The 13,546-nt window shown below is 63.7% G+C and carries 15 protein-coding genes; 11 read left to right on the plus strand and 4 right to left on the minus strand.

Features of this window, described 5'->3' with window-relative positions; translation table 11 throughout:
• Positions 1-87 precede the first annotated feature (87 nt).
• Together ACT53S_RS04075 and ACT53S_RS04080 are read left to right on the plus strand one after the other, a co-directional pair.
• Positions 88-720 carry a hypothetical protein gene (locus ACT53S_RS04075; RefSeq protein ID WP_113376017.1) on the plus strand — a complete coding sequence of 211 codons (633 nt, stop codon included), beginning with the start codon at positions 88-90 and terminating at the stop codon, positions 718-720.
• A 67-nt stretch (positions 721-787) separates the two neighbouring features.
• Complete coding sequence (locus ACT53S_RS04080; RefSeq protein ID WP_476066009.1) at positions 788-1,270, plus strand: N-acetyltransferase family protein; 483 nt, start codon at positions 788-790, stop codon at positions 1,268-1,270.
• Between the two features lie 19 nt (positions 1,271-1,289).
• Here ACT53S_RS04080 and ACT53S_RS04085 read toward each other — a convergent pair whose 3' ends face one another.
• Both ACT53S_RS04085 and ACT53S_RS04090 read right to left on the minus strand, forming a co-directional pair.
• Positions 1,290-1,610 (minus strand): hypothetical protein, encoded by a 321-nt coding sequence (locus ACT53S_RS04085; protein ID WP_476066010.1) that lies wholly within the window; start codon positions 1,608-1,610, stop codon positions 1,290-1,292.
• Entirely contained in the window at positions 1,607-2,062 is a 456-nt protein-coding gene (locus ACT53S_RS04090; protein WP_113376020.1) for a nucleoside deaminase, read from the minus strand. Before ACT53S_RS04090 ends, ACT53S_RS04085 begins: the two co-directional genes overlap by 4 nt.
• Before the next feature lie 69 nt (positions 2,063-2,131).
• Here ACT53S_RS04090 and ACT53S_RS04095 point away from each other — a divergent pair, with 69 nt between their 5' ends.
• The 3 genes from ACT53S_RS04095 to ACT53S_RS04105 are packed head-to-tail and all read left to right on the plus strand — an operon-like array spanning position 2,132 to position 5,487.
• Complete coding sequence (locus ACT53S_RS04095; protein WP_476066011.1) at positions 2,132-4,018, plus strand: pseudouridine synthase; 1,887 nt, start codon at positions 2,132-2,134, stop codon at positions 4,016-4,018.
• Positions 4,019-4,024: 6 nt separating this feature from the next.
• Positions 4,025-4,585, plus strand: a complete 561-nt coding sequence (gene rsmD, locus ACT53S_RS04100; RefSeq protein WP_113376022.1) for a 16S rRNA (guanine(966)-N(2))-methyltransferase RsmD — start codon at positions 4,025-4,027, stop codon at positions 4,583-4,585.
• A 26-nt stretch (positions 4,586-4,611) separates the two neighbouring features.
• Positions 4,612-5,487: a patatin-like phospholipase family protein gene (locus tag ACT53S_RS04105; RefSeq protein WP_476066012.1), complete on the plus strand. Its 876-nt coding sequence runs from the start codon at positions 4,612-4,614 to the stop codon at positions 5,485-5,487.
• Positions 5,488-5,491: 4 nt separating this feature from the next.
• Here ACT53S_RS04105 and ACT53S_RS04110 read toward each other — a convergent pair whose 3' ends face one another.
• Positions 5,492-7,300, minus strand: coding sequence for a monovalent cation:proton antiporter-2 (CPA2) family protein (locus ACT53S_RS04110; RefSeq protein ID WP_476066013.1), 1,809 nt, complete (start codon positions 7,298-7,300; stop codon positions 5,492-5,494).
• A gap of 138 nt (positions 7,301-7,438) precedes the next feature.
• Between ACT53S_RS04110 and ACT53S_RS04115 the strand changes: the two genes are divergently transcribed.
• The 6 genes from ACT53S_RS04115 (at position 7,439) to lpxK (ending at position 13,274) form a co-directional block, all read left to right on the plus strand.
• A complete protein-coding gene (locus ACT53S_RS04115) occupies positions 7,439-8,785 on the plus strand; it encodes a TldD/PmbA family protein (protein WP_476066014.1) in 1,347 nt (448 codons plus the stop codon).
• Entirely contained in the window at positions 8,772-9,617 is an 846-nt protein-coding gene (locus tag ACT53S_RS04120; RefSeq protein WP_476066015.1) for a 3'(2'),5'-bisphosphate nucleotidase CysQ, read from the plus strand. The genes ACT53S_RS04115 and ACT53S_RS04120 overlap by 14 nt, the downstream gene beginning before the upstream one ends.
• 63 nt (positions 9,618-9,680) lie before the next feature.
• Positions 9,681-9,917 (plus strand): DUF4170 domain-containing protein, encoded by a 237-nt coding sequence (locus ACT53S_RS04125; RefSeq protein WP_113376027.1) that lies wholly within the window; start codon positions 9,681-9,683, stop codon positions 9,915-9,917.
• 152 nt (positions 9,918-10,069) lie between these two features.
• A complete protein-coding gene (gene waaA, locus ACT53S_RS04130) occupies positions 10,070-11,395 on the plus strand; it encodes a lipid IV(A) 3-deoxy-D-manno-octulosonic acid transferase (RefSeq protein ID WP_476066016.1) in 1,326 nt (441 codons plus the stop codon).
• Positions 11,396-11,415: 20 nt separating this feature from the next.
• The gene (locus ACT53S_RS04135; protein ID WP_142070501.1) at positions 11,416-12,123 is read left to right on the plus strand and encodes an HAD family hydrolase; all 708 of its coding nucleotides are present in this window, start codon (positions 11,416-11,418) and stop codon (positions 12,121-12,123) included.
• Positions 12,124-12,233: 110 nt separating this feature from the next.
• Entirely contained in the window at positions 12,234-13,274 is a 1,041-nt protein-coding gene (lpxK, locus tag ACT53S_RS04140) for a tetraacyldisaccharide 4'-kinase (protein ID WP_142070499.1), read from the plus strand.
• Here the strand turns inward: lpxK and ACT53S_RS04145 are convergent.
• Positions 13,271-13,501, minus strand: a complete 231-nt coding sequence (locus ACT53S_RS04145; protein WP_113376031.1) for a DUF2093 domain-containing protein — start codon at positions 13,499-13,501, stop codon at positions 13,271-13,273. The genes lpxK and ACT53S_RS04145 overlap by 4 nt on opposite strands.
• Positions 13,502-13,546 lie beyond the last annotated feature (45 nt).

Genomic DNA, 13,546 nt, shown 5'->3' on the forward strand with positions numbered 1-13,546 from the left:
CCTGAAATTGGCCGAAATCCCCCGGCAGCGGTGGGAGAGATAGTATTCGGCGGCACAGATGAACTGCGGCGAGGCTGGTAGGCATTCATGAATTCGGCATATCTGTTCAGAGTTGGCCTCGGTCTGGTTGGTCTTTTCGGGGTCACCGCAGGTCTTTCAGGCTGCGTGGGTAGCCCGACTTACGGGACCGACAAGACCGCGATGGAGCAGTTGGTAGACGACGTCGGCTCGGCTGTGTCGATCGCGCCGCGCGAAGCGGCCAACAAGGGCACCAAATACAATCCCCGTCCCGATCTGGTCCTGCCGCCGGGCGGTACCCAGACGGCGGCCCTCGTGCCTCCGCAGCCTTCGGTCGCCAACCGCGAAAACAATCCGAATTGGGTCGAATCCCCGGAAGAAGCGCGTGAACGCCTTGTCGCGGAAGCCGACGCTAATGCCGACAACCCGCGTTACCGGTCGCCTCTGCTCGCCGGCTACGGCACCTCGGGCACGATGACGGAAACCCAGAAGTGGCAGGCCTTCCGCGAGGCCCGCAAGCTGCAGAAGGGTGCCTATCTCGACCAGCGCCGCCTCTTGTCCGATCCGCCGTCGGTGTATCGCCAGGCGGACGAAGCGACCCTCACCGATCTTGGCGAGCCGGAAGCCAAGAAGGAAAAGCGCCGCAAGAAGATGGCCAAGGCCGCGCAGCAGAACAGCTCGTGGTGGATGCCCTTCCAGTAAGTGGCTCTTTTTTGAATTCGATCAGGGCAGGGCGGAAACGACCTGCCTTTTTTCTTTGAGGTCTTTGATGTCTTTCACCATTCGGCCGGCCACTCCAGACGATGCCGCAACGATCCTTGGCTTCATCACCGAACTCGCCGTTTATGAAAAGGCTGGCCACGAGGTGGAGGCGACGGAAGAGACGATCCGTGCGTCGATCTTTGGTCAGGGCTCCGTCACGGAAGCCGTTATCCTCGAGGCGAACGGCAAACCGGCCGGCTTTGCCGTCTGGTTCTACAGCTATTCCACTTGGCAGGCGAAGAACGGTCTTTACCTCGAGGATCTCTATGTCTCCCCGGAATTTCGCGGCTCCGGCGCCGGTAAGCTTCTCTTGAAGCACCTTGCCAAAGTCGCCGTCGATAAAGGATGCGGCCGCTTCGAATGGAGCGTGCTCGACTGGAACGAACCGGCGATCCGCGTTTATGACGCGATCGGGGCCGAACCGCAAAACGAATGGATCCGTTACCGCCTGAGCGGCGAGACGCTGAAGGCCTTTGCCGCCAGCCCGTGAGACGAGCGCTTGCGGGCGATCATTCGTCGGTGTCGATCACCCGCGCGAGCAAAGCGAGATAGAAGGCCTCGATTGCCGGACCGATGATCGAAATCCAGATCAGCGCCATGTTCCGGTCGCCGGGATTGTTGCGCGAGACATAGGCCACGAGAGCCATGGCGACAGCGATGGCGGCGGGGATCGCCGAAACTGCCACGATCCGCGGCGCCTGCCGTGTGACTACCCCTTTTGTCGACCACTGCATCGGCAAATAGGGTCTTTCCGGGGCAATATTTCGGTGACCCCAGGCCGCGATCAGGGTCATCGCGATGAGTGAGAGAAGGGGGACGATGAGGATCATGCCTCTCTCCTCGCCTCAAAGAAGCCTCGCAGCATCGCGCTGGCCTCCGTCTCCCGAATGCCGGAATAGACCTCCGGTGCGTGGTGGCAGGTCGGTTGCGCATAGAAGCGGACACCGCTTTCCACTGCGCCACCCTTGATGTCGCGTGCGGCGTAATAAAGCCGGCGGATGCGGGCAAAGGATATCGCCGCGGCGCACATGGTGCAGGGCTCGAGCGTCACATAGAGATCCGCTTCGATCAGGCGCTCATCGCCGACAGCGGCGGCTGCCCGCCGGATCGCCAAAATTTCCGCATGCGCCGTCACGTCGTTTGCGGCGCGCGTCTCGTTGCCGCCCCGTCCGATGATCTGACCGTCACGCACAACGACGGCGCCGATCGGCACTTCGCCGCGTTCGCCGGCGGCCAGTGCCTCCGCGAAGGCGGCGTCCATGAAGCCGTTTGTCTGCGCCATGCCTGAACTTTCCACTTAACCAGAGCCGCGTGACCTGATACGACAGCCCAAACCACAGGCAAACAGCAAATGACATTCAAAGACAAGTCCAGGCGTCCGGGGGCGAAGTCCTCCGACCGCAGCGGCAAGCCGCAAACCAGAAAGCCCGCCACGAAATCGGCTGGCACCTTCGCAGACAAGCCGGCGGCAAAGCCCGCCCGCGCACCGCGCGCGGAAGCCCCGGCATCTGACGAGACGATGAAGCCCGAGCGTATTTCCAAGCTTCTCGCCCGCGCAGGTGTCGCCTCGCGTCGTGACATCGAGCGCATGATCATGGAAGGCCGCGTCGTCCTCAACGGCAAGCTGCTCGACACGCCCGTCGTCAACGCCACGCTTGCCGACAAGATCGAGGTCGACGGCCAGCCGATCCGCGGCATCGAACGCACACGCCTCTGGCTCTACCACAAGCCGGCCGGTCTGGTGACGACCAATTCCGATCCGGAAGGCCGCCCGACGGTGTTCGAGAACCTGCCGGAAGACCTGCCACGCGTCATGTCCATCGGCCGCCTCGACATCAACACCGAGGGCCTGCTGCTGCTTACCAATGACGGTGGTCTCGCCCGCGTGCTCGAACTGCCGACCACCGGCTGGCTGCGCCGCTACCGCGTGCGCGCCTATGGCGAGGTTGATCAGCCTGCCCTCGACGCGCTGAAGGAAGGCATCGCCGTCGACGGCGTGCTCTATGGCGCGATCGACGCGACGCTCGACCGCAAGCAGGGCCACAATGTCTGGATCACGATGGGTCTGCGCGAAGGCAAGAACCGCGAGATCAAGAACGTGCTTGGCGCGCTCGGCCTCGAGGTCAACCGCCTGATCCGCATCTCCTACGGTCCGTTCCAGCTCGGCGATTTGCCCGAGGGCCAGGTCCAGGAAGTGCGCGGCCGCATGCTGCGCGACCAGCTCGGACCGCGTCTGATCGAGGAATCCAAGGCCAATTTCGACGCCCCTGTCTACAGCCATGGCGGTGTGGAAGTCGAAGATGACGAAGACACGGCCGCCAGAAAGCCTGCCCGTGCGGCAAAGGCGGATTGGGGTCGTGAAGAACGTCCCGCAGGCCGCCGCCCGGACAAGCTGGACAAGAACGACCGCCGCGAGCGCGCGCTTGAGCGTCTCGACACGAGCCGCAGCGACAGCGGCAAAAAGTTCGGCGACAAGAAATTCGGCGATAAGAAGTTTGGCGACAAGAAATTCGCCGACAACAAGTTCGACGACAAGCCGAAGCGTGCACCGGCGGCCGCCAAGAGCCGCACGGCGAATGTCTGGATGGCGCCCGGCGCCCGGCCGCTCGGTGAAAAGGCAGCGGCTGCCGCTGCCCGTCGCAAGCCGGATAACCGGCCGGAACGTCCCGTGGATCGTTTTGACGACCGTGCAGGACCTCGCGTCGTGGTCAGCCGCGCCCATGACGACGAGGGCGAATGGATCCGCGCCGACGGACCGGACAAGAAGGCCGGCTTCCGCGATGGTGGCCGTGACGACAAGCGTGGCGGTTCAGGCTTTGGTGCTCGCGCGCCTCGCCGCGATGGCGACGACCGCGGCCCGCGTCGCGAAGGTGCAGACCGCGGTCCGCGTCGAGACTTCGGGGATCGTCCCCCGCGTCGCGATGGCGAGGATCGTGGACCGCGTCGTGACTTTGGCGACCGCCCGGCCCGCGCCGAGCGTTCGGGCGAAGATCGCCCGCGCGGCGCACGCCCGTTTGGCGACAAGCCCCGTGGTCCGAAGGCCTTCGGTGACAAGCCGGCAGGCCGCGCCTATGGCGACAAGCCAGCCGGAAAATCCTTCGGCAAGCCAGGTGGCAAACCGGCGGGCAAGAGCTTTGGCGGCAAGCCGGGCGGTCGCCCGGCAGGCGGCCCGCGCTCCGGCGGTCCCGGTGGCAAGCCCGGCGGTGCCGGTCGCGGCGCGCCCAAGGGCAAGAGGTAAGGCCTCATGCGCATCGTTGGCGGAGAATTTCGCGGCCGTAACCTGGCCACGCCCAAATCCAATGACATCCGGCCGACCGTCGACCGGACGCGCGAAAGCCTGTTCAACATTCTCTCGCACGCCCATCCGGGCGTGCTTGATGGCACCCGCATCCTCGATCTCTTCGCCGGCACCGGCGCCGTCGGCATCGAGGCCTTGTCGCGCGGCTGCAAGTCCGCCCTCTTCGTCGAAAACAGTGTCGAGGGTCGCGGTCTTCTTTGGGAAAACATCGAGGCCCTGGGACTGCACGGCCGCGCCCGTATTCTGAGACGCGACGCGACCGATCTCGGCCCCTCGAACAATATCGAGGCCTTCGACATCGTGTTCGCCGATCCGCCCTATGGCAAGGGGCTCGGCGAAAAGGCGCTTGCCGCAGCCCATCTGGGTGGCTGGCTGGCGCCGGGCGCGCTCGCGATCCTGGAAGAACGCGCAGATGTTGAAATTGCCGTCGACCCGGTTTTCAACTTCATCGAACAGCGCACCTTCGGTGACACGAAAATGTACTTCTTTTCCTATAGGCCGGTCTGACACTCTCTAGAGAGCAGGCCCGCCTCATGGATCAGATCGCCGAAACCCCCATCCCGTCCACCGGCCAGAAGGTCGTTCCGTCCATCGGCCTGGCGCTCGGGGCCGGTGGCGCACGGGGGTTCTCCCATATATCGGTGCTCGAGGTCTTCGATGAACTGGGCATCCGCCCCTCGCTGATCGCCGGCTCCTCGATGGGGGCGATCATCGGTGCCGGCTACGCGGCCGGCATGAGCGGGCGCGATATTCGTGAATATGTGCTCGATCTCGCCGACAACCGGGCGCGTGTCCTGAACATGTTCTGGGGGCTGCGGCCGGCCAGCATCCGTGCGCTCGGCGGATTTCGGCTCGGCCAGTTCAACCTTCGCCGCATCCTGCGCACCTTCCTGCCCCCCGACATCCCCGAGACCTTCGATGCCCTCGGTCTTCCGCTGAAAGTGGTCGCCACGGATTACTATGGCCAGAGCGAATTGATGTGCGCGCAGGGTGATCTCTACGAGGCTCTGGCGGCCTCCGCCGCGATCCCGGCGCTGTTCGCACCCGTCGTGATCAATGGTCGCTTGATGATCGATGGCGGCATCTTCAATCCTGTGCCTTATGACCACCTCGCCGGCGAGACTGAGCTATTGGTCGCGATCGATGTGATCGGCGCCCCGGAAGGCGACGGCTCGCTCGTTCCGAACCGCATCGACAGCCTCTTCGGCGCCTCGCAACTGATGATGCAGTCGCATGTGGCGTTGAAGATGAAGCTCTGCCAGCCGGACATCTACCTCCGACCTGATGTCAATGGCTTCCGTGTCCTCGATTTCTTCAAGGCCCGGCAGATCCTCGAGGCCGCAGACCGCCTGAAGGAACCGCTGAAGCGGGACCTCTCGGAGCGGATCGAGGATTTTATCCGTCGTTGAGTTTCTACTCCGCCGCCACCGTATCGTCAGCGTCGACGCTTTGTACCTGACGTTTGGGCTTGACCAGCGGCTCCGGCTTGACCGGTCGGTTGTGCATGAGGTCGCGACCTGCAAGGATACCCTCCTGCGCCTGAAGTTTCAGCCGTTCCTCGTCACGGCGACGAATGTCCTCGCCGATCTTATAGGCGTCGTCCTCGGAGACGCCGAGCCCCTCCAATGTCCGGCGACCGAATAGCAGGCCCGATTCGAGGGTTTCGCGCAGCTCGTATTCGACATCGCGGCCGCGCAGTTCGATGCTGTGCACGCGATCGTAGGAGCGGGCGTAGATCCGCATATCGGGGCATTCCGACTGGATCAGTTCCACGATCTTGTTGGTAGTCTCTTTCTTGTGCGTACACACGGCAACGATCTTCGCCCGTTCGATCCCGGCTGCCCGCAACACGTCGAGCCGTGTGCCGTCGCCGAAATAGATGCGAAAACCGAAGGCCGCCGCCTGCCGGACGCGGTCGGCACTGTCATCGATGATCGTCACGTCGCGTCCGCTGGCCAAAAGGATCTGCGCGACGATCTGGCCGAAGCGCGAGAAGCCGATCATCAGCACGTCGGATCCCGCACCCTCGAAATCCTCCTCCAGTTCTTCGTGTTCGGTCTTGTCCCGTGCCAGCAGACGCTGTCCGAGCAGCGCCGAAAGCGGGGTCAGCGCCATGGAGAGCGTGACGATCGAGATCAGGAGGGAAGACTGTGCGTTGCTGAGCACGCCAGCCGCAGCCGCCGTCGTGAAGAGCACGAAGCCGAATTCGCCGCCCTGTGGCAGGAGCAGGCCTATCCGAAGGGCGTCGCGGTGCGGAGATCCCGCTATCCGGCAGATCACGTAGAGCGACACCGCCTTGATCGCCATCAGCACCGGCACGGCGATGACGATCAGGAGCAGGTTGTCGAGAATCACCTGCAGCTCCATCGAGAGACCGACGGCAATGAAGAACAGCGCGAGCAGCAGGCCGCGGAACGGCTCGATATCGGCCTCGAGTTCGTGTCGGTAAGACGATTCCGCCAACATGACACCGGCGAGGAATGCGCCCATGGCCATGGACAACCCGGCGAGCTGCATGACGAAGGCCGACCCCAGAACGACAAAAAGCGCGGCCGCGATCATGACTTCGCGCGCGCCGGTCCGTGCGATGATCTGGAAGAGAGGCGTCAGGAGGTAGCGCCCGGCCATGATCATGGCGACGACCGCCCCGATGGCACCGGCGACCTCCAGCCAGGGTGATTGCTGGACCTCGCCGCTTGGCGTCCCCAGGACGCTGACCATGGCCAACAGCGGCACGATGGCGAGGTCTTGAAAAAGGAGGATCGAGAAGGAACGTTGGCCGTAGCGACTGTTCATGTCGCCATAGTCTTCGAGGAGCTGCAGCGCAAAGGCGGTAGAGGAAAGGGCAAGACCGAAGCCCGCGACCAGTGCACCCCGCCAGTCGAGCAGGCCCGACGCCATGACGATCCCGCTCAGCACGAGGCCGGTCAGCACCACCTGACTGGTTCCAAGCCCGAAGATATCGCGTCGCATATGCCAGAGCCGGGTTGGCTTCAGCTCGAGCCCGATGATGAAGAGCAGCAGAACGACACCGAGCTCGGCCACCGCCAGGATCTCGCCCGAGCCGCCGATCAGGTGCAGGACTGGCCCGATGACCACGCCGGCGGCAAGATAACCAAGAACGGTTCCGAGCCCGAGCTTACGGAAAATCGGGGCGGCAATCACTGCGCCTCCGAGCAGGAGCAGGGGTTGGGCGAACAGGGCTTCGGTGGCGCTGGCCAAGTGTCAAACTCCTCATGGGTCCGCAGGCGGACAGAATGGTATAGGGACTATGTCGGGCTCGTGAACGGGAAAAGCCCGAACCGCACTTGATGCCCTTTCTAAGGCACAATAAATGGAGCGGGAAGGAAAGGCCAAGCCATGCCCCATGAAATCGATTCCGCCAATCTCCTCGACCGCGCAGAACAACTGGTACAATTGGCGTTGAAAGCCGGCGCCGAGAAGGCGGATGCCGTGGTTGTCCGCTCGCGCTCCAAGGGCGTCAGCGTCCGTCTCGGCAAGGTCGAGGCCACCGAGGCCTCCGAAAGCGACGATTTTTCGCTGCGGGTTTTCATCGGGCGGCAGGTCGCCAGCGTCTCGGCCAATCCCGGCTTCGACCTGACCGCCTTGGCAGAGCGGGCCGTGGCCATGGCCAGGGTCTCGCCGGAAGATCCCTTTGCCGGTCTCGCGGACGAGAGCGATCTCGCCCGCACCATCGCCGATCTCGAACTTTATGATCCGACCGAGGTCTCCAGCGACAGTCTGCGCGAAAGCGCGCTTGCCATGGAAGAGGCAGCGCGCTCCGTCAGCGGCGTCAGCAACTCGCTCGGCGCTGGCGCCTCCGCCGGCATGGGCGGCCTGGTGCTCGTCACCTCGCACGGCTTCTCCGGCAGCTATGCAGGCTCGCGCTTTTCCCGCTCCGTCGGCGTCATTGCCGGGGAGGGCACGAAGATGGAGCGCGACCACGATTTCGACAGCCGCCTCTATTTCGCCGAGCTCGACAGCCCGGAAGAGATCGGCCGCCGTGCCGCCGAACGCGCCATCCGCCGCCTGAACCCGCGCCAGGTGCCGACCGCCTCCAACCTCACCGTCGTCTTCGACCCTCGCGTCGCGCGTGGGTTCGTCGGCACCATTGCCGGGGCCATCAACGGTGCCTCCGTCGCTCGCAAGACATCCTTCCTGCGCGACAAAATGGGCCAGCAGGTCTTGAAGGCCGGTCTCAACATCACAGACGATCCGCTGAAGGTGCGCGGCTCCTCGTCGCGTCCCTTTGACGGTGAAGGCATTCTCGGTGAGCCGCTCACCATGATCGAGGACGGCGTGCTCAAGCATTGGTTCCTGTCGTCCTCGGCTGCCCGCGAGCTGGGCCTCAAGACCAATGGTCGTGGCGTGCGCGGCGGGACCGCCGTGTCGCCCTCCTCGACCAACCTCGCGCTGGAGCCGGGCGACATCTCCCCGGCGGAGCTGATCCGCAATGTCGGCACGGGCCTCTATGTCACCGACATGATCGGTCAGGGCGTCGACATGATCACCGGCGAATACAGCCGGGGTGCGAGCGGCTTCTGGATCGAGAACGGCGAGCTGACCTACCCGGTTTCCGAGATCACGATCGCGTCCAACCTCAAGGACATGTTCATGCGGATCACGGTCGCCGACGACATCGACCGCAAGTTCGGTGTCGCCGCGCCGACACTCGCCATCGAAGGCATGACCCTTGCCGGCCTCTGAGGGCAGCGTCTCCCGCACACCGTCTGGAGAGGATCGGACCGCGGACTGGGACGCCGATCTCCGGCTGATCAGCGAGGCAGCCCGGGAGGCCGGGCAGGTGGCGCTTTCCCATTTCGGCCAGTCTCCAGAAGTCTGGTGGAAGAACGAGGGCATGTCCCCGGTCAGTGCCGCCGATTATGCGGCAAATCGTGTTCTCGAGGGGATCTTGCGGCAGGCGCGGCCCGCCTATGGTTGGCTCTCGGAAGAGACGGATGACGATCCGGACCGGCTCGCCCGTGACACGGTGTTTGTCGTCGACCCCATCGACGGGACAAGGGCGTTTCTCGCCGGCAAGAAGACCTGGTGCGTCAGCGTCGCCGTGGTCCATAAGGGTGTCCCTGTCGCAGGTGTGCTCGTTGCACCGGCGCTTGACGAGGAGTTTACCGCGACCGCTGCCGGCAAGGCCCATCTGAACGGCGTCGAAATTGCCGTTTCCACACCGGGTCCGGATGGCCGCCTGAGGATCGCCTCTGCTCAGGACATGGTGGCCGGCATCGACCGGAACCTGCGTCCGCGCGTCGAACGTGTCGATCACATTCCGTCGCTGGCCTACCGTCTGGCCCTTGTGGCCGATGGCCGCATCGACGGTACGCTGGTCAAACCGAGATCGCATGACTGGGATCTGGCCGCCGCCGATCTCATCCTGTCGCGCGCAGGCGGCGCCTTGACCGATCTGGAGGGGCGGAGGCTTGTCTACAACCGTGCCGACGTTACCCATCCGGTGCTTTGTGCGGCCTCTGTGGATATTCTTCCCGGTTTGCTGAAGAACCTTACCCAACTTCCCCGGAGTTGACCTTTCCGGCGAAATCGCGCAGATGAATGTGCGACAGACGACCAACGGAAAAAGACGGTAAACATGACGGATTCCAGCCAGAACAAGCAGCTCCTCCACCTGGTTTTTGGCGGCGAACTGTCGAACCTGGAAGACGTCCAGTTCCGCGATCTCGACGCCCTGGACATCGTCGGCATTTTCCCCGATTACGCGAGCGCTCTCGTGGCCTGGAAAGGCAAGGCGCAGGCGACCGTCGACAATGCACATATGCGGTATTTCATCGTTCACATGCACCGGCTGCTCAATCCGACGGAAAAGTAAGCGGACGTCGGGCGGTCTTCCCAGCCGCCGCTCCGCAGGATCCGCAAGGGTCACGTTTTGAACTCAGTCTTCTTGCATCTCTCTGATATTGCGTTGCCCGCCTCCGGAAAGGGCCAAATGGTATTGTCGATCAAGATGAGCAGGTTGATCCGATGACGCTGAGCGAGGCCCTGGCATCGTTTGCGGTAAAGTCCTACGGGTGGTTGGGGGCGGCCGTTTATCCGCTGACCGCGCCTTTCCTCGCCTATCGCGCGGCCAAGGGTAAGGAAGACCGCAGCCGCCGTGGCGAACGTCTCGGCCATGCGAGCCTGGAACGACCCTTCGGTCCGCTTGTCTGGATCCACGCCGCAAGTGTCGGCGAAACCACCGCCGTCATTCCGCTGATGCGGGAACTGCGTCGCCGCGACATCCATGTCTTGCTGACCACCGGGACGGTCACCTCCGCCGCTGTCGCCGAGAGCCGGGTAGGCGACATCGTCATCCATCAATATGTGCCGCTCGACTTCCGCCCCGCCGTCCGGCGTTTCCTGGACTACTGGCAGCCGGATGCTGTGATTGGCGTCGAATCGGAAATCTGGCCCACCACGCTCTCGGAATTGCACCGGCGCCATATTCCGCAGATCCTGGTTAACGCACGCATGTCCGATCGCTCCTTCGATCGCTGGCAGCGCTACAAGTCGGTCGCCGAAGCCCTGTTCGGCAAACTCGCGCTGGTGATTGCCCAGTCGGACGTCGATGCCGAACGTTTCAGGGATCTTGGCGCCTGGCCGGTGATTGTGTCCGGTAACATCAAGGTCGACAGCGATGCGCCTCCCGGCGACGAGACCGTCGTGGATCTGTACCGGCGCCAGATCGCAGGCCGAAAGACCTGGGCCGCCATCTCCACCTTCGAGGGCGAGGAGAAGATCGCCGCCATGGTGCAGAGGGCGCTGAAGGCCCATACCGGCCTCCTGACCGTGCTCGTACCACGTCATCCAGAGCGCAGCGACGAGATCGAGGCGATGCTGGTCGAGAAGGGTCTCACGGTTGCCCGGCGCACGCGCGGCGACGCCATCACGGCGGAGACCGACGTTTTTCTCGGGGATACCATCGGCGAAATGGGCCTCTATCTCCGTCTGACCGAGATTGCCTTCGTCGGCCGTTCTCTCTCAGGCGACGGCGGCCAGAATCCGCTGGAGCCGGCCTTGCTCGGCTGTGCCATCCTGTCCGGTCCGCATGTCAGCAATTTCCGGGAGAGCTATCAGCGCCTCGTTCGCAAGGGCTCGGCCCGCATTGTGCGCGATGCCGAAATGCTCGCAAAGGCCGTGCATTTCCTGCTCAACAACGACGTGGCACGGCTGAAGATGATCGATGCCGGTCACGAAAGCGTGCAGGAAATGCGGGGCGCGTTGACGGCGACTTTGAAGGGGCTCGAGCCCTATATCAGCCCGCTTTCGGTCAAGGCAAAGCTGGAGCCGCGCGGCGCGAGCCAGAGCTGAAAATAGCCTCGGGGGACACGATGAACGACAAAGCCAAGATCGCCGGCATCCTGTTCGACAAGGACGGCACGCTTCTCGATTTCGATGCGAGCTGGGGGCCGGTGAACCGCAAGGTCGCTCTCATCGCGGCTGGGGGCGATCAGGGGCTTGCCGACCGGCTGCTTGAGGCCTGCGGCATGGATCCTGTCACCGGTGCCATCGTACCGGACAGTCTGTTTGCCTCCGGCAATACCCGCGAGATCGCCGAGGGTATGATCGCAGCCGGCGCCGTCGTACCGCTCGAGACCCTCGTGCCTGGCATTGATGATTGTTTCGCCGAGGCAGCGCTCCTCTCCGTTCCGATCACCGAGCTTGAGCCGCTCTTTGCCCGCCTGCACGGGCGGGGCCTGAGGCTGGGCATCGCGTCGAGCGACAATGAGCGATCGATCCGCATCGCCGCCGAACGGTTCGGCATCCTGCCCTATCTCGATTTCATCGCGGGATACGACAGCGGTCATGGCAGCAAGCCCCATGCGGGTATGGTGCTCGGCTTTTGTGCCGCAACTGGCCTTGCCCCGGTCCAGGTCGCCGTCGTCGGAGACAACAATCATGACCTGCACATGGGCATCAATGCCGGAGCCGGTCTGAAGGTTGGTGTCCTCTCTGGCACTGGCTCGCGCGAGACGCTGACTGCGCATGCCGATGCCGTGCTCGCCGACATCACGGCACTTGAGGCCGTGCTCGGCTGATACGCAGAAACCCTTTTGGATTGCAGGCGCTTGACCATTTCCTGCCGCAATGGTTCTTGTTGCGCGCAAGAGGGCATGGATGGATGCCCACTGCCAAGGCAGGGATGAGGATGGTTTCGGAAGCACCGCCCTTCTGGTGGACGTCGATCGGATGGCAGGCGCGGAGCCTGGCTCCGGTCTCCTTCGTCTATGGCCGGATTGCGGCCGCTCTGATGCGCCACCGCCGCCGCCACGCGCTGCCTGTGCCAGTCATCTGTGTCGGCAATTTCACCGTGGGCGGCGCCGGCAAGACCCCAACGGCCATCGCGATCGCGAGAGCGGCCAAAGCCAAGGGTCTCAAACCCGGTTTCCTCAGCCGCGGCTATGGCGGCTCGCTCGATGTCACGACCGTCGTCGACCCGCATCACCATCGCTCGACCGCTGTTGGCGATGAACCTCTGCTGCTCGCTCGGGAAGCGTTGACCGTCATTTCCCGTCGCCGCATTGCTGGCGCCGACCGGCTGGTTGCCGAAGGCGTGGACCTCGTCATCATGGATGACGGGTTCCAGAGTGCCCGTCTGAAGGTCGATTATGCACTGATCGTCATCGACAGCATGCGTGGCATCGGCAACGGTCGCACCGTTCCGTCAGGCCCGGTGCGCGCACCGATCGGCGTACAGATGAGCCATCTCGACGCCATCCTGAAGGTCGGCAAGGGCGACGCCGCCGACAAGCTGGTCCGCCAGGCGGCCCGCAGCGGCAAGCCCGTCATGGTCGCTGAAGTTTTGCCGGCGCAAGAGCACGCCTTGAAGGGGAAGTCTGTGCTGGCCTATGCAGGCATTGCCGATCCGGCGAAGTTCTATCGCACCCTGGAAGGAATGGGTGCCGTCATTGTCGACCGTCAAGGATTTCCCGACCACCATCATCTGGCCGACGACGAAATATCCGACCTGCTCGAGCGTGCTACCAGACAGGACCTGCAACTCGTCACGACCGCCAAGGATCACGTCCGCCTCGCCGGTGGCCATGGCCGGAGTGCCGAGCTGTCGCAGCTTTCGCATGTGGTGGATGTCGACATGGTCTTCGACGACCCGAAGGCGCCCGACCGGATTATCGAGGCGGCCATTGCCAATTGCCGCCGTCGCAGGCTTGTTGCGTCTATAGAAGCCTAGCGGTTTTGAGTGGGCAGGGCGCCTGCACGCTTTTCGGCTTCAAGCGATGCCGCAGCGTCGGCATAGGCCTCCTGGCGGGCGACGCTCCAATAGCGCAACTCGTCGATCAGTACGGGCCTGCCGCTGATGGCGCAGGTCACGAAGGTGCCGGGTGTCAGGATCTGGAAATCGGCATCGAGATAGCGGAGCTTGGCCTCGCGGTTGCCGCTGCCTTCAAAACGGTTCATCACTCTTCTCCTGCGCCGCGTGTCACGAAACTGCAATACAGCGGC

The sequence above is a fragment of the Allorhizobium sp. DMC15 genome (assembly GCF_056314065.1).